Origin of the sequence: Acinetobacter sp. TAC-1 (genome assembly GCF_029025845.1) — a bacterium.
In the GTDB taxonomy this organism is placed as follows: domain Bacteria; phylum Pseudomonadota; class Gammaproteobacteria; order Pseudomonadales; family Moraxellaceae; genus Acinetobacter; species Acinetobacter guillouiae.
This window is the reverse complement of record NZ_CP118892.1, coordinates 1,184,519-1,209,240: the sequence shown is the minus strand read 5'-3', so window position 1 is coordinate 1,209,240 and position 24,722 is coordinate 1,184,519. Positions and strand designations below refer to the sequence as shown.

20 protein-coding genes and 1 pseudogene are annotated in these 24,722 nt (G+C 39.3%); 6 read left to right on the top strand and 15 right to left on the bottom strand.

Features of this window, described 5'->3' with window-relative positions; genetic code table 11:
* Positions 1 to 37: 37 nt before the first annotated feature.
* Positions 38 to 577: a hypothetical protein gene (locus tag PYV58_RS05550; RefSeq protein ID WP_034612507.1), complete on the bottom strand. Its 540-nt coding sequence runs from the start codon at positions 575 to 577 to the stop codon at positions 38 to 40.
* A gap of 347 nt (positions 578 to 924) precedes the next feature.
* Here PYV58_RS05550 and mrdA point away from each other — a divergent pair, with 347 nt between their 5' ends.
* Complete coding sequence (gene mrdA / locus PYV58_RS05545; protein ID WP_034612504.1) at positions 925 to 2,994, top strand: penicillin-binding protein 2; 2,070 nt, start codon at positions 925 to 927, stop codon at positions 2,992 to 2,994.
* A 4-nt stretch (positions 2,995 to 2,998) separates the two neighbouring features.
* Positions 2,999 to 3,547, top strand: coding sequence for a 16S rRNA (guanine(966)-N(2))-methyltransferase RsmD (gene rsmD / locus PYV58_RS05540; protein WP_034612583.1), 549 nt, complete (start codon positions 2,999 to 3,001; stop codon positions 3,545 to 3,547).
* Positions 3,548 to 3,708: 161 nt separating this feature from the next.
* Here the strand turns inward: rsmD and PYV58_RS05535 are convergent, their stop codons facing one another.
* From PYV58_RS05535 to PYV58_RS05525, 3 genes are all read right to left on the bottom strand, one after another.
* Positions 3,709 to 3,909: a hypothetical protein gene (locus PYV58_RS05535; RefSeq protein WP_004823192.1), complete on the bottom strand. Its 201-nt coding sequence runs from the start codon at positions 3,907 to 3,909 to the stop codon at positions 3,709 to 3,711.
* A 137-nt stretch (positions 3,910 to 4,046) separates the two neighbouring features.
* Entirely contained in the window at positions 4,047 to 4,400 is a 354-nt protein-coding gene (locus PYV58_RS05530; protein WP_275059720.1) for a hypothetical protein, read from the bottom strand.
* 21 nt (positions 4,401 to 4,421) lie between these two features.
* Complete coding sequence (locus tag PYV58_RS05525; RefSeq protein ID WP_275059719.1) at positions 4,422 to 4,667, bottom strand: hypothetical protein; 246 nt, start codon at positions 4,665 to 4,667, stop codon at positions 4,422 to 4,424.
* Positions 4,668 to 5,042: 375 nt separating this feature from the next.
* Here PYV58_RS05525 and PYV58_RS05520 point away from each other — a divergent pair, with 375 nt between their 5' ends.
* On the top strand, positions 5,043 to 5,804 hold the full coding sequence (locus tag PYV58_RS05520; protein ID WP_004717273.1) for a 3-oxoacyl-ACP reductase: 762 nt from the start codon (positions 5,043 to 5,045) through the stop codon (positions 5,802 to 5,804).
* Positions 5,805 to 5,953: 149 nt separating this feature from the next.
* Here PYV58_RS05520 and sucD read toward each other — a convergent pair whose 3' ends face one another.
* The 10 genes and pseudogenes from sucD to sdhC all read right to left on the bottom strand — a co-directional run bounded on the left by sucD (position 5,954) and on the right by sdhC (position 17,748).
* On the bottom strand, positions 5,954 to 6,844 hold the full coding sequence (gene sucD, locus PYV58_RS05515) for a succinate--CoA ligase subunit alpha (RefSeq protein WP_004717274.1): 891 nt from the start codon (positions 6,842 to 6,844) through the stop codon (positions 5,954 to 5,956).
* A gap of 12 nt (positions 6,845 to 6,856) precedes the next feature.
* On the bottom strand, positions 6,857 to 8,023 hold the full coding sequence (gene sucC, locus PYV58_RS05510; protein ID WP_004717276.1) for an ADP-forming succinate--CoA ligase subunit beta: 1,167 nt from the start codon (positions 8,021 to 8,023) through the stop codon (positions 6,857 to 6,859).
* Positions 8,024 to 8,191: 168 nt separating this feature from the next.
* The gene (gene lpdA / locus PYV58_RS05505) at positions 8,192 to 9,625 is read right to left on the bottom strand and encodes a dihydrolipoyl dehydrogenase (RefSeq protein ID WP_004717278.1); all 1,434 of its coding nucleotides are present in this window, start codon (positions 9,623 to 9,625) and stop codon (positions 8,192 to 8,194) included.
* A 60-nt stretch (positions 9,626 to 9,685) separates the two neighbouring features.
* Positions 9,686 to 10,900 (bottom strand): 2-oxoglutarate dehydrogenase complex dihydrolipoyllysine-residue succinyltransferase, encoded by a 1,215-nt coding sequence (odhB, locus tag PYV58_RS05500; protein WP_004717280.1) that lies wholly within the window; start codon positions 10,898 to 10,900, stop codon positions 9,686 to 9,688.
* On the bottom strand, positions 10,900 to 13,737 hold the full coding sequence (locus PYV58_RS05495; protein WP_004717282.1) for a 2-oxoglutarate dehydrogenase E1 component: 2,838 nt from the start codon (positions 13,735 to 13,737) through the stop codon (positions 10,900 to 10,902). Before PYV58_RS05495 ends, odhB begins: the two co-directional genes overlap by 1 nt.
* Positions 13,738 to 13,875: 138 nt before the next feature.
* Positions 13,876 to 13,978 (bottom strand): annotated as a pseudogene (locus PYV58_RS05490) (hypothetical protein); the annotation flags it as partial.
* A gap of 370 nt (positions 13,979 to 14,348) precedes the next feature.
* Complete coding sequence (locus PYV58_RS05485; protein ID WP_004717284.1) at positions 14,349 to 15,059, bottom strand: succinate dehydrogenase iron-sulfur subunit; 711 nt, start codon at positions 15,057 to 15,059, stop codon at positions 14,349 to 14,351.
* A 14-nt stretch (positions 15,060 to 15,073) separates the two neighbouring features.
* On the bottom strand, positions 15,074 to 16,972 hold the full coding sequence (locus PYV58_RS05480) for an FAD-binding protein (RefSeq protein WP_275059718.1): 1,899 nt from the start codon (positions 16,970 to 16,972) through the stop codon (positions 15,074 to 15,076).
* A 12-nt stretch (positions 16,973 to 16,984) separates the two neighbouring features.
* Positions 16,985 to 17,350, bottom strand: a complete 366-nt coding sequence (sdhD, locus tag PYV58_RS05475) for a succinate dehydrogenase, hydrophobic membrane anchor protein (protein ID WP_004717289.1) — start codon at positions 17,348 to 17,350, stop codon at positions 16,985 to 16,987.
* A complete protein-coding gene (sdhC, locus tag PYV58_RS05470; RefSeq protein ID WP_126606943.1) occupies positions 17,350 to 17,748 on the bottom strand; it encodes a succinate dehydrogenase, cytochrome b556 subunit in 399 nt (132 codons plus the stop codon). Before sdhC ends, sdhD begins: the two co-directional genes overlap by 1 nt.
* Before the next feature lie 1,070 nt (positions 17,749 to 18,818).
* Between sdhC and gltA the strand changes: the two genes are divergently transcribed.
* The 3 genes from gltA (at position 18,819) to PYV58_RS05455 (ending at position 23,736) form a co-directional block, all read left to right on the top strand.
* A complete protein-coding gene (gltA, locus tag PYV58_RS05465) occupies positions 18,819 to 20,093 on the top strand; it encodes a citrate synthase (RefSeq protein ID WP_004717293.1) in 1,275 nt (424 codons plus the stop codon).
* 275 nt (positions 20,094 to 20,368) lie between these two features.
* A complete protein-coding gene (locus PYV58_RS05460; protein ID WP_034612500.1) occupies positions 20,369 to 21,937 on the top strand; it encodes a peptide MFS transporter in 1,569 nt (522 codons plus the stop codon).
* Positions 21,934 to 23,736, top strand: coding sequence for an aminopeptidase P family protein (locus PYV58_RS05455; protein WP_034612497.1), 1,803 nt, complete (start codon positions 21,934 to 21,936; stop codon positions 23,734 to 23,736). Before PYV58_RS05460 ends, PYV58_RS05455 begins: the two co-directional genes overlap by 4 nt.
* 325 nt (positions 23,737 to 24,061) lie before the next feature.
* Here the strand turns inward: PYV58_RS05455 and PYV58_RS05450 are convergent, their stop codons facing one another.
* Positions 24,062 to 24,712 (bottom strand): hypothetical protein, encoded by a 651-nt coding sequence (locus PYV58_RS05450; RefSeq protein WP_034612495.1) that lies wholly within the window; start codon positions 24,710 to 24,712, stop codon positions 24,062 to 24,064.
* Between the last annotated feature and the right edge of the window lie 10 nt (positions 24,713 to 24,722).

Here is a 24,722-nt window from a genome sequence, read left to right as displayed (position 1 = left end):
TTTGCGGTCGAAGGATATGGATAAAATCATAAAAACTTTAGAACCCGACACTTAAGGTATAAGCAAATTGTATTTGTGGACGAGTTTCCAGGACCATATCTCCATTTTTATTATGAAGTTCACTACCTGCACCCATCCCCACACTAAATGTACTTATACGCTCTTTATTCAATAAAACATAAGATAAATCGGCACCACCACCATATTGGACTTCATCACTTCCGTCCACTTTTTTACTTTTAAGTGTTCCGCCATAGACCCCAAGATAGAATCCATTTTTATCTTTACCATTTAATACTATAGGAATTCTATAGCCGACTTGACCAGCAAATTCATGGTCGCCATTATAAAAAACACCTAATTTAGTATACGCAATTCCATAAGGATTTACCCATTCACCATTCGCATGGACCATCTGTTGCGTTACACCCGCACCGATATTCCATTTAGAAGCATCTTCAGGCTTAAACTTTGCCTCTGGTAAAATTCCCTTCATATCTGGCAAATAATCTTTAACATCAGCATGCGCGAAATTTCCGACAGCTACTAACATTAATAAGGGAAAGATTTTTTTCATTATTTTCTCCATTATCCCTAATCTTAACTTAGGTCGAATCTATTTATCCTTAAGGCTCGACTTTAACAGAATTATTTTGGCACTCATATACAAAACGCTATAAATTTAATGTCGCTAAGGTCAAATCCATATAGGCTCTGTTGACAATTCCTCTATGTTTACAACGATGCGTATTTTTCAGGTGAAATGTCAACGGACCTGTATAAGGCATAACAAATTTGTTGCAGAGACTGAGTTAAAATATATTTTGATGAGTTATTTGTGTTTTTTAATTTTTAAGACTCAATCTGGGGTAAAATGTTTGACCCCTAAATTCACCCATCTTTAAGTACTAAAGCCGACGACGTATGAAGCAGCAGTTTCCTCTAAAAAATGTCCAACAAGAAAAACGCATCTTTCGTAGTCGTGTCTTTTTTGCGATTGGTATTGTTTCATTTTTTATGTGCCTTCTGGTTGCACGTTATGCTTATCTGCAAATTTTCCATCACCAAGAATTTAGTGAAGCCTCAGATAAAAACCGTATTCGACTCCAGCCTATCGCACCAGCACGTGGCTATATTTATGATCGTAATGGGATTTTACTGGCAGATAACTACCCTGTTTTTACTGCAACCCTCAGCAAAGCCGATGTCGAAGATATAGATGATACGGTTAAGCGTTTAATTCCAATTTTAAATCTCAATCAAGAAGATATTGACCGTTTTAACAGTCGGATTAAAGCCTCTAAAAAAACAGAACGAGTCACCTTAAAGCTAAACCTAACAGAACAAGATATTGCGCGCTTTAGTGAAGTCAAGTTTCAATTTCCGGGCGTTGATATCGAAACACAAATGACCCGCTATTATCCACATGGTGAGCTATTTGCCCATGTTATTGGCTATGTGGGTCGTATTAACGATAAAGAACTCAAAGCAATTGATAAAGATAGTTATGCTGGAACCAACCTGATCGGGAAAATTGGTGTAGAAAAATCCTATGAAGATTTACTGCATGGTGTTCCAGGTTATGAATCGATTGAAGCCGATGCACATGGCAATGTCTTACGTCATTTAGGCCGTAAAGAGTCAACTCGAGGCAATGATTTATATCTTTCACTCGATTATGGTCTGCAAACCATTGCAGCAGAACAGCTTAAAGATCGCCGTGGTGCAATCGTGGCAATTGACCCACGTACTGGTGAAATATTAGCACTGGTGTCAAGCCCAAGTTTTAACCCGAACTTATTTGTAACAGGTATTGGACATGCAGACTATACAGCCTTGCGTGACAACCTAGATCAACCGCTCTATAACCGTGCGGTCCAAGGAACTTACCCTCCCGGCTCTACCATTAAGCCGATGGAAGGCTTAGGCGGTATTCACTTTAAAACGGTGGATTGGGGAACTGCAATTTCCGATCCTGGCTATTTCCATTTACCCGGTGATTCACATAAATTCCGTGACTGGAAAAAGACTGGACATGGCTCAGTCAACTTACATAAATCCATTGTAGTTTCTTGTGATACTTACTTCTATATCTTGTCTTACCAGATGGGTATAGATCGCATGAATGAATGGATGCGCCAATTTGGTTTCGGTGAAAAAACCGGAGTAGATTTACCAAGCGAAAGTACAGGTCTATATCCAAGCCCTGAATGGAAAATGCGTACCCGAAAAAGCAAATGGCTCAAAGGTGAAACCATTTCTGTCAGTATCGGTCAAGGTGCGTTTACCGCGACTCCATTACAACTGGCGATGGCAACAGCAATTACCGCCAACCATGGTGCACATGTCACACCGCATGTATTACGTGAATCCAAAGGGGCAAAAAAGCATGAAGTACTCAATGCCCCGACAGGAAAAATCAACTTCAGTGGTACAGATGAAGACTGGATTAAAATGCGTGATGCAATGGTTGATGTTATTCAAACAGGTACAGGTCGTGGTATCCGTACACCAATGTACCAAATCGCAGGTAAAACCGGTACAGCACAGGTCAAGAGTATTGCCCAAGGCAAACGCTATAATGAAGCTGCACTTTCAGCACGCCAGTTAGACCACGGTTTATTTGTTGGCTTTGCACCTGCTGAAAACCCTGAAATTGCCATTGCCGTGATTTGGGAAAATGGTAAGCATGGTGGTTCTGCCGCTAAGATTGCTCGTCCTGTGTTTGATTACTGGTTGCTGACTCGCAAAAAAAATCCAATTGTACCGCTTAACCATCAAGTCAGTGGTGGCTTAATGACAGCAGGCATCAAACCGGGTGAACTGCCAAGTGGTGATGTTTCACTTGCAGCAGATCCAAATGCCTTGCCTAAACCGAAGCCAAATACACAGTCCAATACGGCTAGCCAAAACCGTATACCAGCTCAAGGTCATAATACGACCACAGCTCAACCCACTCCTCCACCTGTACCTGAGGCTGATATCAGTGAATAATAAAGTGAAAAACCAATTACGTATTATTGGTGGAGAATGGAAACGTCGAGTTCTTCCTTTTGCTGATATCGATGGTTTACGTCCTACCCCTGATCGAGTTCGTGAAACATTGTTTAACTGGCTGATGTGGGATATTCAAAATGCCAAAGTCTTAGATCTTTGTGCTGGTTCAGGTGCTTTAGGATTTGAAGCACTTTCACGTGGTGCAAGGCACGTGATCATGATTGAACCCAATGCCACGCAAGCTAAATTTTTAAAAGAAAATATTCAGTTGCTTAAAGCTGAAAACTGTCAGCTGAAAATTCAAACAGCACAACACGCCTTATCTAATTTAAATGAACAGTTTGATTTAATGTTTTTAGATCCACCCTATAGTTTAAATTTATGGGATGAATTGGCTCAAAAAGCGGATCAATACTTATCTGATCAAGCATTGATTTATGTAGAAGCGGATCGTGGCTTAAATCAACTGAATTTACCTTCAACATGGCAATTACAGAAACAAACCAAAGCTGGTGTAGTACACGCAGGTTTATTTAAAAAAATAATATAGGGTGTCGCTCTCGTGTGGCATCCCCTACAAAAAATACGCTATTGCCTACACAAATATATTTAAACTTTCAATGTAAAATGCGGCAGTGCCACCCTACAAAAATAAAAATTAATTAAAAAAAATGGGCATAGATTGCCCATTTTTATATTGAAGATAAAGAATTAACGCCCTTTCCAATTCCAGTCACGATCATTGCGATCTCGGTCATAACGACCATCACGACGCTGATCCCAGCGATGATCCGAATCATGTCGCTGATCATAACGACCATGACCACCGCGATGACCATCATCAAATGGTGCAACAATACAGCCAGTTAATGAAATAGCAACCACACCCAACACAATAACTTTGTTTAACATGATGACTCACCTCTTCATCTCATTTTGTTTAAGTTAGTCTTTTAATGTGTAGTGCTAAACAAGCTTATGTTTCAAGTTGTAGTATTTCCACCATGATTTCTTCATGGTAATAAAAATGATCGATAATATATTTATAGTTAATAAGTCAGCGTTCTAATCCAAAACAGACGCAATAATTGACCACGATCATAAGGAAAACTAGAGATGTATTCATAACCCACTTTGTTTAAAGCATTGATCTTAAATTCAATACCATAACCAAAAGAAAGATAAAGCTCACTTGACGCAGGATTATCATTTGAAGGATTGAGCAATGAGGTCTTTAATTGTTGTACATTATAAGCAGTATAATTAAACACACGAATACGCTCATTTTCATAAAATTTATTGGTTAAAATTGAATAATCTGCCAATTCATGCTCATGCTGTTCTGCTAACTTTTTTTGCAATTGATCTTGTTCAAAAAAAATATCATTTCGCTCAGTGATCATTTCAGTATTACTTAGGCTATTTTATTGATTTTCAATTTTAAATAATTGCTCATCTTGCAATTGATCTGGTTGTCCTAATAATTCATCTTGATATTCTACAACTTGATTTTGTGCCTCTTCTGGCATAAGTGCCAGATCATCATAAGCATAAACATTTGAATTTATAAAAAATATATACATGACCATTAAATTGAGCAGGTAAATTGGTCGCATGTTTGGGCTAATCAATTCATCATTTTTATCGGAGTTATACCAATCAAAAAACAAGATGGTTGTCTCCTCTATTTGTTTATAAGTAATTTAAATGATCCGTCTAATTGTAGCCTACATATAGATCAAAATGGCTGAAGCACATCCAATATCAAATGTGCTTTGTTTGAATTATAAATAATATGATCAATATGTTAAACCAATCAACCATCATTCTGAGCCATCATTTCATCGATAGGATTTAAAAAGTTTAATTATTTGAATATTCATATGTAATTAATGCACTAAGATGCTTAAATTCCTCTAGAAGTTTTTTATATTTTTAATTTTGCATCGGTGCAATTGATAAACTTTGTAACTCATCTCTCAATCGAAGAGTCTGATCAATAAAAGTGCTAAAATTAAATTGATATCAAATGAGTTGATTTGAACATGGAAATACGAGATCAAATTATTTTAGTGACTGGTGGCGCACGTGGTTTAGGACTTGCAATTACCCATGCTTTGATTCGTGAAGGCGCAAGAGTTGTGGTGAATTATTTCAATAGTGAAGAATCCGCTCAACAACTTGCCAAGGAACATGCCGAACAGGTTTTTATTTACAAAGCAGATGTAACTGATGCAGATCAAGTCAACACGATGTTTAAAAAAGCAAAACTGCATTATGGACATGCAATCACCTCAGTGATTAATAATGCGCTATTGGCATTTAAATTTGATGGTGATCTACGTCCAAAAGTTGAAACGTTGAGCTGGCACAGTATGCAACAGCAATTGGACAGTGCAGTTAAAGCCGCTTTAAACACCACCCAAGCTGCATTAGAAGATATGAAAAAAGATCATTTTGGTCGAATCATCAATATTGGAACCAATCTTGTGCAGAATCCTGTGGTTCCCTATCATGATTATACTGCGGCTAAAGCAGCACTTTTGGCCTTTACCCGCACAACGTCACACGATTTAGGTCAGTATGGCATTAATGTAAATATGCTTTCAGGTGGTCTATTACGCAAGACTGATGCCAGCAGTGCAACACCTGATCAAGTGTTTGATTTGATCGCTGCCTCTACGCCCTTGCAAGAAGTCACCACACCTGAGCAGTTTGCAGATGCCGTGCTGATGTTTTTATCACCGTGGTCACGCGCTGTAACAGGACAAAATTTGATTGTGGATGGTGGTTTAGTCAAAGGCTAATCACAGATCACCCATCTTATATAAATCTCCTTTATCTTGATCACAAGATTAAACACTAACCATCAAGAAGCGACAACCAATACTCTACAACCAATAAAAATGGGAGCCGATTGGCTCCCATTTTTTAGCTTAAAAATTTAAACTTTGAATTAAACTAAGCCTTTCTTTTTTAAGACATCAAACATAGTTGAACCAAGTTCAGCTGGGCTACGCGTATATGCCATACCCGCTTTTTCAAATGCAGCAAACTTCTCTTCAGCAGTACCTTTACCGCCAGAGATAATCGCTCCTGCGTGCCCCATACGCTTACCTTTAGGCGCTGTTACACCCGCAATATAACCAACAACAGGTTTAGTCACATTAGATTGAATATACTCAGCAGCTTCTTCTTCCGCACTACCACCAATTTCACCAATCATGATGATTGCTTCTGTTTGTGGGTCTTCTTGGAAAAGTTTTAAGCAGTCAATTTGGTTCATACCCGGAATTGGGTCACCACCGATACCAATACACGTAGACTGACCTAAACCAAGCTTAGTCGTTTGAGCAACTGCTTCATAAGTCAATGTACCAGAACGAGAAATGATCCCGATTTTACCTGGTTGATGGATATGGCCTGGCATAATTCCAATTTTACATTCGCCCGGTGTAATAATACCTGGGCAGTTTGGACCGATTAAACGTGCATTATTACCATAAGTTTCAAGGTAACGTTTCGCTTTTAACATGTCTAAGGTTGGAACACCTTCGGTGATCACCACGATTAACTCAATACCAGAATCGACTGCTTCAACAATTGAATCCAGTACAAATGGTGCAGGCACATAAATTGATGTTGCATTTGCACCCGTTTCTTTTACTGCTTCACGCATTGTATTGAAAACAGGTAGACCAATATGAGTTTGACCACCTTTACCCGGTGTTACCCCACCAACTACTTTTGTACCGTATGCAATTGATTGCTCAGAATGGAATGTACCATTCTTACCTGTAAAGCCTTGTACCAATACTTTTGTGTCTTTATTAACTAATACGCTCATGATTGATACTCCTTACGCTTTCACAGCAGCAACAACTTTTTCTGCAGCATCAGCTAAGCCGTTCGCAGAAATTAATTTTAGACCTGATTCATCAAGTAATTTAGCACCTAATTCTGCATTGTTCCCTTCTAAACGAACAACTACAGGTACGGTTACATTTACTTCTTGAACCGCTGCAATAATCGCTTCAGCAATCATGTCACAACGTACGATACCACCAAAAATATTGATCAATACACCTTGTACAGATGAATCTGAAAGAATAATTTTAAATGCTTCAATGACGCGATCTTTAGTCGCACCGCCACCAACATCAAGGAAGTTTGCTGGCTGACCACCATACAGTTTGATGATGTCCATTGTTGCCATCGCAAGACCAGCACCATTCACCATACAACCAATATTACCTTCTAAAGCAACATAGTTAAGGTCAAATTCAGATGCTTTTAACTCACGCTCATTTTCTTGAGATTTATCACGCATCGCTGCAATTTCAGGCAAACGATAAAGTGCATTTGAGTCAATACCGACTTTGGCATCTACACATAAGATTTCGCCATTTTCACGAACTGAAAGTGGGTTAATTTCAAATAGTGCAAAGTCATTTTCAACAAATGCTTTGTACGCGCCTGTCATGATGGTTACAAATTGGCTGATTTGCTTATCTTTTAAACCCAATTGGAAGCCAACATCACGCGCTTGGAATGGCAGTAAACCAACCAATGGATCTACTTCGACTTTAATAATTTTTTCAGGTGTTTCTTCAGCAACTTTTTCAATTTCTACACCACCCTCTGTAGACGCCATGAATGTCACACGACGACTAGAACGGTCAACCACTGCACCTAAATACAATTCACGTTCTACAGGATAAACATCTTCACAAACAAGGATACTATTTACCGGCTGACCATTGGCATCCGTCTGATACGTGACTAAACGAGTACCTAATAGGCTTTTTGCATATTCAGCTGCTTCTTCTTTTGACTTAACAACTTTTACGCCACCCGCTTTACCACGACCACCTGCATGGACTTGGGCCTTCATCACAGCGAATTTGCCACTAATTTGCTCAAAGGCAGCAGATGCTTCTTCGGGCGTAGTGATTAAAATGCCTTCTTGAACTGGCATACCATATTTTTTTAACAGCGTTTTCGCTTGATACTCATGTAGATTCATGTTTTACCTTTTACTACTTTTCACATTGTTATGACACACCAATAATTAGACTTCCATCGCAATAACTATCGGCATTTATTAAAGTTTGTTCTTTTATTTTTAGATGATTATTCAATTAAAAACAACCATCAAAAGTAAAAAGAGCGGTCGAAACCGCTCTTTTTTGTGTTATTTACGTTTACGCTGAATCGCGTGAATCGCACGCCCATCAACAGCAAGCGCTGCTTCATGAACGACTTCAGAATAAGTTGGGTGACCGAAAGTCATCAATTGTAAATCTTCAACTGAAGATACAAATTCAAGTGCAATCATACCTTGGTGAACAATATCAGAAGCACCTGGACCAATGATATGCATACCCAATAAACGATCAGTTTTTGCATCTGCAACAAACTTCACAAATCCAGCAGATTCATTGGCAGCTAAAGCACGACCATTTACCGCAAATGGGAATTGACCGGTTTTAACGTCGTGACCTTTCTCTTTAGCTTGCTCTTCAGTCAAACCTACCCACGCAGCTTCAGGGTGTGTATAAATCACTGAAATAATAGTGTCATAATTCACTTGAGCAGCATGACCATGCATACGCTCAACTGCCATTACACCTTCTTCCATTGCTTTATGCGCAAGCATTGGACCACGTACCAAGTCACCAATTGCATATACACCGTCAACAGACGTTGCACACCAATCGTTCACTTCAACCAAACCACGTTCAGTTAATTTAATGCCTGAATCTTCAGCCAATAAACCTTCTGCATAGGCTTTACGGCCAACACAAACGATTAATTTATCAAAAGTTTGAGTTTTATCTTCGCCTGCTTGGTTATATTGAACAGTCACTTCACGACCATTCACTTCAGTACCTGAAACTTTAGCGCCAATACGAATATCTAAACCTTGTTTTGTTAAAAGTTTTTGATAATCTTTTGCCAACGCTTTATCCGCCATTGGTAAGAATGCATCTAATGCTTCAAACACAACAACTTCAGAGCCAAGACGACGCCATACTGAACCAAGTTCTAGTCCAATTACGCCTGCACCAATTACACCTAAACGTTTAGGCACTTCTTGGAATTCTAACGCACCTGTTGAATCAACGATAAGGTCTTCATCAACTTTTGCTACAGGAATATTTACAGGTACAGAACCAGTTGCAAGAATTACGAATTTAGGTTCTAAAACTTGAACATCGCCACCTTCTAATGGTGTGAATTCAACTTTTTTACCAGCAAGTAATTTACCTGTACCTTGTAACCACTCGATACCATTGCCTTTCAGCAATTGAGCAACACCGCCAGTTAAGTTATCTACAACTTTGTCTTTACGAGCAAGAAGCTTTTGAAGATCAAGTTGGACATTTTCAACTGTAATACCGTGAACATCTAAGCCATGAAGAGTGTCTTCATAGTGATGAGAAGAATCCAAAAGTGCTTTAGAAGGAATACAACCTACGTTTAAGCAAGTACCACCTAAAGATGGCTTACCTTTGTGTACACGTTTTTCGATACACGCAACTTTGAAACCAAGTTGAGCAGCACGAATTGCCGCTTCATAACCACCTGGCCCACCGCCGATTACCACTAAATCAAACTGAGACATGCTTATCTCCAAAAACGAGTTTAAAGGATCACTCTAAACTCGTGTTGTTATTCTAAAGAATTAAAGGTCAAGGATTAGTTTAGCTGGCTCTTCAAGTAACTCTTTAACAGTTACCAAGAAACCTACTGCTTCTTTACCATCAATCATACGATGGTCATAAGAAAGCGCTAAGTACATCATTGGAAGAATTTCAACTTGACCATTTACAGCCATAGGACGCTCTTGGATTTTGTGCATACCTAAAATAGCAGTTTGTGGTTGGTTCAAAATAGGTGTTGAAAGTAGTGAACCGAAAGTACCACCGTTGGTAATTGTGAAAGTACCACCAGTCATATCTTCAATTGCTAATTTACCTTCACGTGCTTTTGCAGCATATGCACCAATACCTGATTCAACTTCAGCATAGTTCATACGGTCAGTATTACGTAATACTGGAACCACTAAACCACGATCAGAAGAAACCGCAACACCGATATCATAGTAACCATGATAAACAATATCATCACCGTCGATTGAAGCATTTACCGCAGGATAGCGTTTAAGTGCTTCAGTTACAGCTTTAACGAAGAATGACATAAAGCCTAAACGTGCACCATGACGTTTTTCGAAAGCATCTTTATATTGCTTACGCATTTCCATCACAGGTTTCATGTTGACTTCGTTAAACGTAGTCAACATTGCAGTTTGCTGTGTAGCAGCAAGAAGACGTTCAGCAACACGCTTACGTAAACGTGTCATTGGAACACGTTTCTCGATACGCTCACCAACAGCAACGCTTAATGGTGTTACAGCTGCAGCAGCTGGTTTAGTTTGATGATTTGCAACATCTTCTTTGGTGATACGACCACCACGACCAGTACCATCTACATCCGCAGCAGCAATACCTGTTTCAGTTAAAGCTTTACGCACTGCCGGTGCTTGATCTTGTACTTGAGCACGTTCAACAACAGGTGCATTACCCGCTTGAGTTTGTGCCGCAGCTTGTTCTACTTTCTCTTCAGATTGAACTGCTTGAGTTTGAGTAGCGCCAGAAACAGCACCTTCTTCAAATGTTGCAATAACTTCAGAAGAAAGAACTGTGTCACCTTCATTTTTGATGATTGCAGAGATAGTACCATCAGCAGGAGCAACAACTTCTAAAACAACTTTATCCGTTTCAATATCACAGATGACTTCATCACGTGATACCGCTTCACCTGGTTGTTTGTGCCAAGTTGCAATTGTTCCGTCAGCAACTGACTCTGGGAACACCGGTGCTTTAATTTCGGTTGCCATTATTTAGATTCTCCTGATTGTTCAGCTACGATCGCAAGTGCGTCATTCACGAGCTGAGCTTGTTGTTTTGCATGCAAATATGGTGAGCCACATGCAGGTGCAGCTGAAGCTTCACGTCCTGCATAGCTAATTTGAACTTGTAGAGCAGACTTCATTACACCTTCGTATAAACGAGGAGCAATGAATAACCATGCGCCTTGGTTCTTCGGTTCTTCTTGACACCAAACAAGTTCTTTTATGTTTGGATATGTCGCAAGCACTTCAGCAAGACGTTTTTCTGGGTATGGGTACAATTGTTCAACACGTACCACCGCAATGTTCAAGTTTTCTTCACGACGTTTTTCAAGTAAGTCGTAATAAACTTTACCACCACAAAGTACAACACGTGTTACATCTTGTTTGTTGATTTGATCCACTTCATCAATCACAGTCTGGAATGTACCAGTTGCAAGCTCTTCCAAAGTTGAAGTTGCAAGTTTATGACGAAGCAATGACTTCGGTGAAGTCACGATCATTGGCTTACGAATTGGGCGAATTGCCTGACGACGCATTGCATGGAAAATCTGTGCAGGTGTCGTTGGTGTAATCACTTGCATGTTTTCTTCAGCACATAACTGTAAGAAACGCTCAAGACGTGCAGATGAATGCTCAGGACCTTGACCTTCATAACCATGTGGAAGAAGCAATGTTAAACCACACACACGTTCCCATTTGGTTTCACCAGATGAGATGAACTGATCAATAACCACTTGGGCACAGTTTGCAAAGTCACCGAACTGAGCTTCCCAGATTACCAAGCTTTTTGGCAATGTTGTTGCATAACCATATTCAAATGCAAGCACAGCCATTTCTGACAATAATGAGTCATAAATTGCAGTACGTGGCTGGTTTTCTTTGATATGACACAGTGGAATATAAACCGAACCATCAACTTGGTTATGTAGCTTGGCATGACGGTGTGAGAATGTACCACGACCAACATCTTCACCAGTCAAACGCACCAAGAAACCATCATCAAGGATAGAAGCATAAGCTAAAGTTTCTGCTGCACCCCAGTTTAATGGCATTTCACCAGTTTGCATTTTCAAACGTTCATCGATCACTTTAGACACTTGGCGTTGCATCACGAAACCTTCCGGTAATTCGCGCATTTTTGTACCAATTTCTTTTAAGCGTTCGATTGGGAAAGTCGTATCCCAAACATCTGTATATTCATGGCCTAGATACGGTTTCCAGTCCACAAACATTTTATCATTTGGTTCAAGCACTAAAGCATTGGCAACATGGTTACCTGCTTCAAGATCTTCACGATATTTTTCAACTAAAGCATCTGCATCAGAACGATCTAATACTTTTTCTTGTACCAATTGATCCGCATAAAGCGTACGTGTAGTCGCTTTTTTATTGATCACTTGATACATCATTGGTTGTGTTGCTGCTGGCTCATCTGCTTCGTTATGACCACGACGACGATAACAGAACATGTCAATCACAACATCTTTACGGAATGTATGACGGAAATCATGTGCCAATTGCGCAACAAACAATACAGATTCTGGGTCATCACCATTGACATGGAAAATTGGCGCCTGAATCATTTTTGCAATGTCAGTACAGTATTCGGTAGAACGTGCATCACGTGGATCAGATGTAGTAAAACCAACTTGGTTGTTGACTACGATATGAACCGTACCACCTACGGTATAACCACGCGTTTGTGACATTTGGAAGGTTTCTTGGTTAACACCTTGACCAGCAAATGCAGCATCACCATGTACGATTACAGGCAATACGTCATCACCACCAATGTCTTTACGACGTACTTGGCGTGCACGAACTGAACCTTCAACCACAGGACCAACAATTTCTAAATGCGATGGGTTAAATGCCAAAGCCAAGTGAACTTCACCACCAGGTGTCATCACATTTGATGAGAAACCTTGGTGATACTTAACGTCACCTGAACCTTTTTTAGCTAAAGTTTTACCTTCAAACTCACCAAACAAATCAGCTGGGTTTTTACCCATGATGTTTACAAGTAAGTTTAAACGACCACGGTGTGGCATCCCAATTACGACTTCTTTACAACCTACAGAACCTGCACGTTGAATAAGTTCGTTTACCATTGGAATGAAAGATTCACCACCCTCTACACCAAAACGCTTCGCACCAACATACTTATTACCGAGGAATTTTTCTAAGCCTTCAGCAGCAGTTAAACGTTCAAGTACGTGTTTCTTTTGATCTGCCGAGAAACCGAACTGACCGCGTGCACCTTCAAGACGTTGTTGAATCCAGCGTTTTTCTTTGGTGTCAACAATGTGCATATATTCAGCACCAATAGAAGCACAGTATGTTGCCTCCATTGCGCTAACCATCTCACCTAAAGTTGCTTCAGTTTTACCAATCGCCAAATTTCCAGCATTGAAAACTGTATCTAGGTCAGACTTGGTTAAACCATGTGCAGCAAGATCTAAATCTGGCACATCTTCACGTTTAGCCAAACCTAGTGGATCAAGCTTCGCTTTTTGATGACCACGGTTACGGTATGCTGCAATCAGTTGCAAAACACCGATTTGACGACGTTCATGCTCAGTACTTACTTCACTTTGCACAACAGGCTGAACACGACTTGAATTACGACCTAATAATAAGAATTGCTCACGAATGTTTCCGTGTGGTTGGTCACCTTTAGGGAATTTATCGAAATATTGACGCCAATCCTCACCTACTGAGGTTGGAGAAGAAAGGTACTGTTCGTAAAGCTCTTCAATATACGCTGCACTATCAGCGGAAAGTTCAGTATCAAGACGCAATGCGTCAGCAACTTCTTGCATTTGTGGACCCATTTCCTATTGCAAAAACATTAGAGGGTGCTTTTTAAGCACTCCCATGATTGATAATGCCAAATCGGTAAATTGACATTCACCCATCAGATACTCATGACCAAGGGGCGTTATAAACATTAGCTTTTACTAATGCATACAATGAATCATAACGCCCTCAATGGCATCATCACTCACTTATATACTCAACCGAAGCTGAGCAATTTTTTGCAAATCGACTTAGAAAAAACAAAGGCTTTTTTGCTTTTTCTAAAGCGGTTCTAATCTTTGCTTATAAAATTATTTATAAACTGATCTGGATCACACTTATGTAGAAAAAATGTACCAAAAACATGGTGTGTTTTTCACATATAGTGGTTTGTTAAATCGTAACATGATCTGTCACTTCAATTGATTTTTTTGACACATACCACCTATAAATTAGCGAAATACATACAAGAAATAATCTATTATTATCCATCCATTTATATCGGGTCTGTTGATACTTTTTCAATGCTTAAAGCTTAGATCCCATTCACTCGAACAAAAAACAACCATCTCATTAAAAATCCAATAAAAAAAGAGCGTACATCCCAAGATGCACGCCCTTTTTTCACATCGTATTAACCCGCTTGATCGAGCAACATGCTACGGATATGACCGATCGCTTTTGTTGGATTCAAACCTTTCGGACATACAGACACACAGTTCATAATCCCTTTACAACGGAATAATGAGAATGGGTCATCAAGACGTGATAAACGATCTTGTGTCGCAGTATCACGAGAATCAATAATGAAACGGTATGCATTCAACAATGCTGAAGGACCCAAGAATTTATCCGGGTTCCACCAGAATGATGGGCATGATGTTGAACAACATGCACAAAGAATACATTCATACAAACCATTTAAGTGCTCACGCTCTTCTGGAGATTGTAAACGCTCTTTTGGTGGTGCAGGTTGATTATTGATTAAGAATGGATGAATTTTGTCATACTGATCATAGAACTGATTCATATCCACAACTAAATCTTTCACTACTGGCAGACCTGGTAATGGACGAATGACGATTTTTTCAGGTAAATCGTTCAAGTTCCACAAACACGCAAGACCATTTTTACCATTGATATTCACACCATCTGAACCGCAAATACCTTCACGGCAAGAACGACGGAATGTTAATGATTCGTCTTGAACTTTTAATGCTAAAAGCGCGTCAAGCAACATACGATGCTTATCCGTCAACTCTAGTTTAAAAGTCTGCATATACGGTGCTTTATCCTTATCAGGATCATAGCGGTAGATTTCGAATGTACGTGTACCTCTACTCATCTTATTTCTCCCGATTAGAATGTACGTGGTTTAGGTTCAATTGGGTCTACAGACAATGGGCTGTAACGTACTGGCTTGTATTCAAGATGGTTATCCGCTGAATACCATAAAGTATGTTTCATCCACTCATCATCACGACGACCATATGAATAGTGCTCATCATCAGCAGGCAATTCATAATCTACAACAGTATGTGCACCACGACATTCTTTACGTGCAGCAGCAGAAATCAATGTTGCTTTCGCTACTTCGTATAAGTTTTCAACTTCCAAGGCTTCAATACGTGCAGTATTAAATACTTTAGATTTGTCTTTCAAATGAATGTTACGTACACGTGGTTCAATCGCAAGAATCTGCTTAACACCCTCATCAAGCAAGGCTTGAGTACGGAATACACCCGCGTGGTCTTGAACGATATCACGAATCGCATCCGCAACTTCTTGTGCATTTTCACCAGAAGTAGAATCATCTAAATGATTGATACGTTTCAAAGTGTTCACAAGTACATCATTTGGAAGTGGTTGGTATTCATCACCGTGATGTTTAGTCACGTAATCGATGATGTGTTCACCAGCAGCTTTACCAAATACAACCAAGTCAAGTAATGAGTTGGTACCTAAACGGTTTGCACCATGTACAGACACGCAAGAACACTCACCAATTGCATAGAACCCTTTTACAGGCACTGTGTAATTCATTGTACCGTTGGTTGTGTATTCGTTTGCAGCTTTATCAAAACCTGCATAGAAATCTGCTGCATTTTTCGCTGTTTCAGGAATAACCACTTGACCATGAATATTGGTCGGAATACCACCCATTTGATAATGGATTGTTGGTACAACTGGAATTGGTTCTTTGGTGATATCCACGTTTGCGAATTTCTTACCAATCTCAAATACAGATGGTAAACGCTTCATGATGGTATCTGCACCCAAGTGAGTCATATCAAGTAGGATATAATCACCTTTAGGACCACAACCACGACCTTCTTTGATCTCTTGGTCCATAGAACGTGATACGAAGTCACGCGGAGCCAAATCTTTCAAAGTTGGAGCATAACGTTCCATGAACGGTTCGCCATCTTTGTTACGAAGGATTGCACCTTCACCACGACAACCTTCCGTTAACAATACGCCTGCACCAGCAACACCCGTTGGGTGGAATTGCCAGAATTCCATATCTTGTAATGGAATACCCGCACGAGCAGCCATACCAAGACCATCACCAGTATTGATATAAGCATTGGTAGATGCACGGTAAACACGACCAGCACCACCTGTAGCAAACAATGTTGCTTTAGCTTGGAATACAGCAATCTTGCCTGTTTCTTGGTCAATTGCTGTTACACCGAGTACATCACCTGCTTCGTTACGGATTAAGTCTAATGCAATCCATTCAACGAAGAATTGAGTACCCATTTTCACGTTACTTTGATAAAGCGTATGAAGAAGTGCGTGACCTGTACGGTCGGCAGCAGCACAAGCACGTGGAACTGGTTTTTCACCATAGTTCGCAGAGTGACCACCAAATGGACGTTGGTAAATTGTACCGTCAGCATTACGGTCAAATGGCATACCTAAGTGTTCAATCTCATAAACAACTTTAGGCGCCTCACGACACATAAATTCGATTGCATCTTGGTCACCTAACCAGTCAGAACCTTTTACCGTGTCATAGAAATGATAGTGCCAGTTATCGTCTTGCATGTTACCAAGCGATGCACCAATACCACCTTGAGCCGCAACAGTGTGAGAACGTGTTGGGAATACTTTAGTTAGCACTGCAACTTTCAAACCTGCTTGAGCAAGTTGATATGAAGCACGCATACCTGAACCACCACCACCAACGATGACTGCATCGAAGAACTGGCTTGGAATATTTGAATAATCTTCTTTAGGGGTTAAAGCGCCCATGACATTTTCCTATCAATTCGCCCAAAAAATCTGGATTGCCCAGATCGCATATGCAATAACAGCAATAATCACTGCTGAAGTTAACACGATGCGTAAACCTGAAGCTGAAGGACCCATCTGACGAGTAGTCACATAGTCAGTGAATACTTGCCACATACCAATCCAAGCATGCGCAACAAGAGATAAGACTGCCAATAAAGATAAAATCTTCATCGGAAGTGTCATCATAAAGCCAAACCATTGCTCATAGTTAAATCCGCCATTGCACAGAATCCAACCTAATACCACAACAGTATAAACAGCTAGAACTACAGCACTTACGCGTTGGATATACCAATCACGAGAACCTGAACCCGTTAAACCTGTAGCACTTTTCATTAGAGAACGATCCATACAAATGAAGCGATAACTGATATCGCAGCCAAGATTAATGCAATAGTTGCTGCTACGCGACCGCTTTGCAACTCTTCAGCAAAGCCTAGGTCAGCAAGTAAGTGCTTAATACCCATAATGAAATGGAATAATAAACCAGCGACAAATACCCATACGATAAAACGTACAATGAAGCCACCAAAGATTGCTTGAACTTGAGCAAAGCCTTCAGGCGAAGACAAAGACTTGTCTAAAAGCCACAAAAGTACCGGTACGAGTAAAAATACGATGACACCTGATAGACGGTGTAGAATTGATGCAATAGCCACAGGGGATTTTAAGTTTACATCTAAAACTTGACCCATGGACAAATTGACAGGTCTGTTGCTTTTCACAGCGGGCATCCTGTAAGTAAAAACTCCATCCGGAGTTTGTTGGAATTAATTCGAAGGAAAGCTAGCATTGTCAGACAAATTTAATTGCCTGAACTTTAAACGACACTGAATTATAAAACGTGCACTGTCAAAATACAAACCATCGAAATTGGCTTTTTCTTTAAAAATCACTCAAATAAGAATCATTTACACCCATTTGAAAAATAAAGCAGATCCCCCACCTCTGTTTTTCAAGGCTATCTCATTATTTTTTATGATATTTAAACATATTACTTTTACACATAATTACGTCTTATATTATTTTTATAAATTTAGACTAAAGCACAACATTACGGACAAAATCGTCCTGTGGTTAATTTCTCCCTGCTGTTTTATTTTTCATCAGCTGGTTAAGCTTTAGTAGATACCCAACATGTTATTTTAAAATAGTCCTTTATTCCTATTTTAAATGGGTGCCATTTAATTCAGTGATTTGACTGAAAGCTTTATAATAAGAAAGAAAGACTTAGTTTGTGAATAATTCATAATTTAGCTGCAAGATTTTATGGTATTTGATTATTCCTAAGGCAACTAAATGCCTATTTTTATACTGATTCGATTATTTTTTATCCTTTAAAAGCTTCAATAAAAACTATTTTTTAATCAATTAAGCATTAAAATGAAAATAAATATTTCATCAACTCATTTGGGTGTTTTTTACACAAAAATAATGGCAAAAGCTATGTAAGTCGTGAAATTCAGATGGTTTTAAAACAGCAACAATGCATTTCGCAACTTACAAAAGCCACAAAATATTGGTCAAAAATGCCATTTCCTGTCTAGCAATCACAATTATTTTTCTGCACCTTCTTTAGAATTTACCTTATTATACTGACCGACTCTGAAATTTAATGATCAATCTTACTGGTTAAAGTTAGACTAACTACTGATGAAAACATTGTTTTTTCATCCATAAGTATAATTGACAAAATTTCAGTACTCACTAAGCTAAATAGCAATTTTTGATCCGTCTGACTTGTACATTACAAGATGACTCAGCAAGTTAGATAAAATATCCACCAGGACAGGAGATCTATTGAATGTCTGCAGCAACTGGCAAGAAAGCCGTTCTAGAGCTTGATGGCAAAAAAATTGAATTACCAATTTACAGCGGCACATTGGGCCCAGATGTAATCGACGTTAAGGATGTGTTGGCTTCAGGTCACTTTACTTTTGATCCTGGTTTTATGGCGACAGCTTCTTGCGAGTCTAAAATCACTTTCATTGATGGTGATAAAGGCGTTCTTTTACACCGTGGTTATCCGATTGCTCAACTTGCAACTCAAGCTTCTTACTTAGAAACTTGCTATTTATTGTTAAGCGGTGAGCTTCCAACTGCTGAACAAAAAACAGACTTCGAAAACAAAGTCCGCAACCACACAATGGTTCACGATCAAGTTAGCCGTTTCTTCAATGGTTTCCGTCGTGATGCTCATCCTATGGCGGTTATGTGTGGTGTAGTGGGTGCGTTATCTGCGTTCTATCACAACGGTTTTGACGTTGAAAACGTAGACCACCGTGAAATCACTGCAGTTCGTTTAGTTGCTAAAATTCCTACTTTAGCTGCTTGGACTTACAAATATACAATCGGTCAACCGTTCGTATATCCACGTAACGATTTAAGCTATGCTGAAAACTTCTTGTACATGATGTTTGCTACTCCAGCAGATCGTGATTACAAAGTTAACCCTATTCTTGCTAAAGCAATGGATCGTATCTTTACGCTTCATGCTGACCATGAACAAAATGCATCAACGTCTACAGTACGTTTAGCTGGTTCTACAGGCGCTAACCCTTATGCATGTATTGCTGCGGGTATTGCTGCACTTTGGGGACCTGCGCATGGTGGTGCAAACGAAGCTGTTCTTAAGATGCTCGATGAAATTGGCTCTGTAGAAAATGTTGCACCGTTCATGGAAAAAGTAAAAACTAAAGAAGTTAAACTTATGGGCTTCGGTCACCGAGTTTATAAAAACTTCGATCCACGTGCAAAAGTAATGAAAGAGACTTGTGACGAAGTGTTAAGTGCACTTGGTATCAATGATCCACAACTTGCGCTTGCAATGGAACTTGAACGTATTGCATTAAGCGATCCGTACTTCATCGAACGTAAACTTTACCCGAACGTAGACTTCTATTCAGGTATCATCCTTAAAGCGATTGGTATCCCAACAGAAATGTTTACGGTAATCTTTGCGCTTGCACGTACAGTTGGTTGGATCAGCCACTGGTTAGAAATGCACAGCGGCCCGTACAAAATCGGTCGTCCTCGTCAGCTTTATACTGGCGAAACTCAACGCGATATCAAACGTTAATTCGTTACGCGTTCAGATCGAACAAGAGACCACCCTTTGGGGTGGTTTTTTATTACATATTCATACCAATTTTCATACCAATTGGTATAATCTATTTATTTTAAAATTCATCTAAAATCAAAATATAACAATACGAATAATAAGCATAGAAAACTGAAATTTATATTTTTACTATAAAACTTACAAATCACTACTTTAAAAAACACCCAACAAATAACTTTATTTTATATATTGTTTAAAATTTTTTTATTAATACATTTTCAAAGGACTTGAAGATGCCTCAACATTTATCCAAACAAGTACACGACCCAGATCAAGCTTTTTTTGGTCACCCCCAACCATTAAAAGGTTTATTTTTTACCGAGCTTTGGGAACGTTTTTCCTATTATGGTATTCGCCCTTTATTAATCCTCTATATGGCGGCTTTAGTTGCTGATGGCGGTCTCGGTTTAGATCGCCCAACAGCATCAGCAATTGTCGGCTTATTTGCAGGCAGTATGTATTTAATGACTGTATTGGGTGGTTGGGTTGCTGACAATTATCTCGGTCAGGAGCGCGCTGTGTGGTACGGTTCACTGATCATCGCACTCGGACATTTATCCATTGCATTGGCAGCTTTATTTGGACATTTCTTTTTTTATTTTGGTTTAGTTTTAATTGTGATCGGTTCTGGTTTATTTAAAACCTGTATTTCCGTCATTGTTGGCACTTTATATCAGGCTCAAGATTCACGGCGTGATGCAGGATTTTCCATTTTTTATATGGGAATTAATCTAGGCTCGTTGATTGCCCCACTATTGACTGGTTTATTGGTTAAAGAACATGGTTGGCACTGGGGATTCGGAATCGGTGGCGTTGGAATGTTAATCGCCTTACTGATTTTTAAGTTAATAACTGTGCCTCAATTAAAACAATTTAATCATGTGCAAGGCAATGAAAATAACTGGGCTCGTCCTGTACATTACAATCCTAAAGCACCCCAAATGATTATAGGTTTTATTGCCGTTGTTGGCTTGATTATCGGTCTAGTTTCTCTTGGCATAATTAACATCAATCCAATTCAGATCGCCACATATTTCACGATCACAATCTGTATTTGTATTGCCTTATATTTCAGCTATCTATTGCTCTTTGCTGGTTTGAATAATACTGAGAAAAAACAAATCATTATCTGTTTTATTTTACTCATCACCGCTGCACTTTTTTGGTCAGCATTTGAACAAAAACCAACATCATTCAATCTTTTCGCCCAAGACTTTACAGATCGCCAATTCTTTGGCTTTGAAATACCCGCAGTTTGGTTTCAATCGATTAACCCACTTTTCATTATTATTTTCGCACCGATCATCGCATGGCTTTGGGTTAAATTAGGCAAACAAAATCGTGACCCTAGCTATATCACCAAATTCATTATTGCTTTACTTCTCGCTGCGGGTGGTTTTCTCGTGATGAGCATTGCCAGTTACTTGATCACCCAAAATGGTGGAACTGTTTCTGCATTGTGGATCGCATCAAGCCTCCTACTTTTAACACTAGGTGAATTATGCTTAAGCCCTGTTGGTCTTTCAACGATGACTAAACTTGCTCCAACCGTCATTCGTGGACAAGTGATGGGGCTTTGGTTTACAGCATCTGCTTTAGGAAACTTGATGGCAGGTTTAATCGGTGGTCATGTTTCTATCCATGAAGTTGACCAATTACCCTTGCTATTTGTGCGATGTGTCATCGCTTTACTTCTTGGCGCACTCGTTCTATGGTTAATGAGAAAACCGATTCGTAAATTACTCAATCAAACATCGACCCCCTCTCAAAAATCTATTGATATGCAATTGGAAAAAGTATGAACAGTTTGTCACCTGCCAACAAATTAGAAAACCTTCGTACAATTATGAAGAAATATCAGCAGGATGCCTTTATCGCCATGAGTGCAGATCCACATATGTCAGAATATCTACCTGATTATTGGAAAATACGTCAATGGCTAACAGGCTTTACAGGTTCAGTCGGCACAATTGTAGTCACTCAAAACTTCGCAGGTTTATGGGTAGATGGTCGATATTGGGTACAAGCTGAACAGCAACTGGAAAATACAGGTTACGTTTTACAAAAGCAGACACCTGATGAATCATCAACACATTTGGCTTGGCTTTCACAACATTTAGCCAAAGATGCAAAAATCTCTGTCAATGGAAATACCATTTCAACTCAACAATACAGCGCATTATCAGCGCTTGCGATAGAACACAATTTCTTCATTCAAACAGACTTAGATTTAATTGATGAAATTTGGACTGAACGCCCAGCACTGCCCCTACAACCCATTTGGCAAATGGCAGATGATTTAAATGCGCAAACACACTTAGAAAAAATAACTGCGATCCGTCACAAACTTATTCAGAAAAAAGCAACGGGGCATTTTATTTCTGCACTTGATGATATTGCTTGGATTTTGAATTGTAGGGGGCGTGATGTTGAATATAACCCCGTGTTCTTAGCACACATATATATTGACCATTCTCGAACTGTGCTTTTTATTGATGATGCAAAGCTCTCAACTGAAATGCAGCAAAGATTTGCTTTGGATAACATTGAAATCTTACCTTATAACGCAAGCATCAAGTTTTTGCTCGAACTTAAACAACAAAATATTTTAATTGATCCTGCTAAAGTCTCAATTTCATATGCACAGGCCATTGAGCAGCAAAGTCATTTAGTCCAAGACATTAATCCAAGCAGTTTATTTAAATCACGTAAACATCCTTCAGAAATTGCACATGTGCGCAGTGCGATGACCAAAGATGGTGTTGCCCTATGTTATTTCTTTCATTGGCTAGATAACGCATTGGCTGATAAAGAATCGATCAATGAACTCACCATCGACGAAAAAATTTCAGGCTTTCGCGCACAACAAGCAGGTTTTATTGGATTAAGCTTCTCGACAATTGCAGGCTTTAATGCCAACGGTGCATTACCCCACTATCGTGCCACCGAAGAAAGCTTTAGCGAGATTAGTGGTGATGGTTTGCTGCTGATTGATTCAGGCGCACAATATGATGAAGGAACCACAGACATTACCCGCGTTGTTCCCATAGGCACAGCAAGCGCGGAACAAAAATGTGATTACACTTTGGTGTTAAAAAGCCATATTGCACTTGCACAAAGCGTTTTCCCTGAAGGCATTGCATCACCACTATTAGATGCAATTACCCGTCAAACGCTATGGAAATACGGATTAGATTATCGTCATGGTACAGGTCACGGTGTCGGCTATGCATTGAATGTTCATGAAGGCCCACAAGTGATTTCATATTATGCCCCAGTCACACCATCCACCAAGATGCGCGAAGGGATGATTACTTCCAATGAACCTGGTTTATATCATCAAGGCAAGTACGGTATTCGGATTGAGAATCTTGTCGTCAACAAAATTAAACATTTTGAAGATACGACCTATGGTCAATTTTTAGAATTCGAAACACTAACACTGTGCCCGATTAACCTGACGTGTATCGTTTTAGACCTACTCAGTCATGATGAAAAAGCATGGTTGAATCAGTACCATCAAACAGTCAGAGAGCGATTAGCACCTCACTTAGAAGGTGATGTTTTAAACTGGCTAAATGAAAACACCCAAGCTATTTAACTCTTCATATCAATCAAAAAAAGCGCAGAGCCTTTTGACTGTGCGCTTTTTTGAAAATCTATATACCATTGATGCATATAATAAAGATAAAATTCTGCACTTTTTAGCATAGTGAGTTTATGGAAAACACATACAACAAAATATCGTTTATCTTCAATAATAAAATAAACTGTCGAATATATCGGACGGTGATATGAATGCTGTGACTACCCTGCCTTACATTTTAAGTTTAATTACTTTGCACAGATGATGCTTCATTTTTCAGAGATGGAAAAAGTGAATCCCATCTGATCGAATCACCGAGCACTGCAATCAACACGGGTACTTATAGTACGATTTTAATTTTTTCCGTTTTGGTTGTAACTTTTGCATTTTTACACGCATTGGATGATTGAATAGTTTTAATCACTTCATTGCTGGCGGATAAAATCTTTAAACTTGAAACAATTTCCCCACCCGTTTTACAATCTTCCTCACCCAACTTCTCACTAAAACGCCCCGGATCACTCGAAGATTCAGCAGTTACAATAATTTTAGCTTTCCATCCATCAAAATAGACTAAATCAGTTGTCTGGGAAACTTGCCCCTGACCTGAGCCTGCAGATTCTATTTCAATCAAATCGATTGGTTTTGCTCGATATTGCACCGTATGTACTGTGAAATCATTGGCTTGACCACCGAACTCAAGTATTCGAGATTGTTTTAGTTTTGGGCGCGTCAATATATAGCCTCCCCAAAAATTTCGTCCTGCATTTTCAAATGTTACACCAGAGAGATAAGCCAGCTCTCCTGACAACAAACGAACCTCTTTTATATAATCAATCATTATCGCTTTGGCGGGTGTAGCTTGAGAAGCGTTTAGGTTCGTTATACTGTTGATCACTGATTGATCTGTAGGTGTTGCTGCAAAACTTAGGGCAGATGAACTTAAAACAAAAACCATAATACTCAATCGAACTGAAGGATAGTGAAGCATAAGATAAATT

Bases quoted from the DNA above. Each gene is read 5' to 3' on its own strand.
- PYV58_RS05550 (WP_034612507.1), bottom strand. From the start codon at position 577: ATGAAAAAAATCTTTCCCTTATTAATGTTAGTAGCTGTCGGAAATTTC.
- mrdA (WP_034612504.1), top strand. From the start codon at position 925: ATGAAGCAGCAGTTTCCTCTAAAAAATGTCCAACAAGAAAAACGCATC.
- PYV58_RS05535 (WP_004823192.1), bottom strand. From the start codon at position 3,909: ATGTTAAACAAAGTTATTGTGTTGGGTGTGGTTGCTATTTCATTAACT.
- PYV58_RS05530 (WP_275059720.1), bottom strand. From the start codon at position 4,400: ATGATCACTGAGCGAAATGATATTTTTTTTGAACAAGATCAATTGCAA.
- PYV58_RS05520 (WP_004717273.1), top strand. From the start codon at position 5,043: ATGGAAATACGAGATCAAATTATTTTAGTGACTGGTGGCGCACGTGGT.
- sucD (WP_004717274.1), bottom strand. From the start codon at position 6,844: ATGAGCGTATTAGTTAATAAAGACACAAAAGTATTGGTACAAGGCTTT.
- sucC (WP_004717276.1), bottom strand. From the start codon at position 8,023: ATGAATCTACATGAGTATCAAGCGAAAACGCTGTTAAAAAAATATGGT.
- lpdA (WP_004717278.1), bottom strand. From the start codon at position 9,625: ATGTCTCAGTTTGATTTAGTGGTAATCGGCGGTGGGCCAGGTGGTTAT.
- odhB (WP_004717280.1), bottom strand. From the start codon at position 10,900: ATGGCAACCGAAATTAAAGCACCGGTGTTCCCAGAGTCAGTTGCTGAC.
- PYV58_RS05495 (WP_004717282.1), bottom strand. From the start codon at position 13,737: ATGCAAGAAGTTGCTGACGCATTGCGTCTTGATACTGAACTTTCCGCT.
- PYV58_RS05485 (WP_004717284.1), bottom strand. From the start codon at position 15,059: ATGAGTAGAGGTACACGTACATTCGAAATCTACCGCTATGATCCTGAT.
- PYV58_RS05480 (WP_275059718.1), bottom strand. From the start codon at position 16,972: ATGGGCGCTTTAACCCCTAAAGAAGATTATTCAAATATTCCAAGCCAG.
- sdhD (WP_004717289.1), bottom strand. From the start codon at position 17,350: ATGAAAAGTGCTACAGGTTTAACGGGTTCAGGTTCTCGTGATTGGTAT.
- sdhC (WP_126606943.1), bottom strand. From the start codon at position 17,748: ATGCCCGCTGTGAAAAGCAACAGACCTGTCAATTTGTCCATGGGTCAA.
- gltA (WP_004717293.1), top strand. From the start codon at position 18,819: ATGTCTGCAGCAACTGGCAAGAAAGCCGTTCTAGAGCTTGATGGCAAA.
- PYV58_RS05460 (WP_034612500.1), top strand. From the start codon at position 20,369: ATGCCTCAACATTTATCCAAACAAGTACACGACCCAGATCAAGCTTTT.
- PYV58_RS05455 (WP_034612497.1), top strand. From the start codon at position 21,934: ATGAACAGTTTGTCACCTGCCAACAAATTAGAAAACCTTCGTACAATT.
- PYV58_RS05450 (WP_034612495.1), bottom strand. From the start codon at position 24,712: ATGCTTCACTATCCTTCAGTTCGATTGAGTATTATGGTTTTTGTTTTA.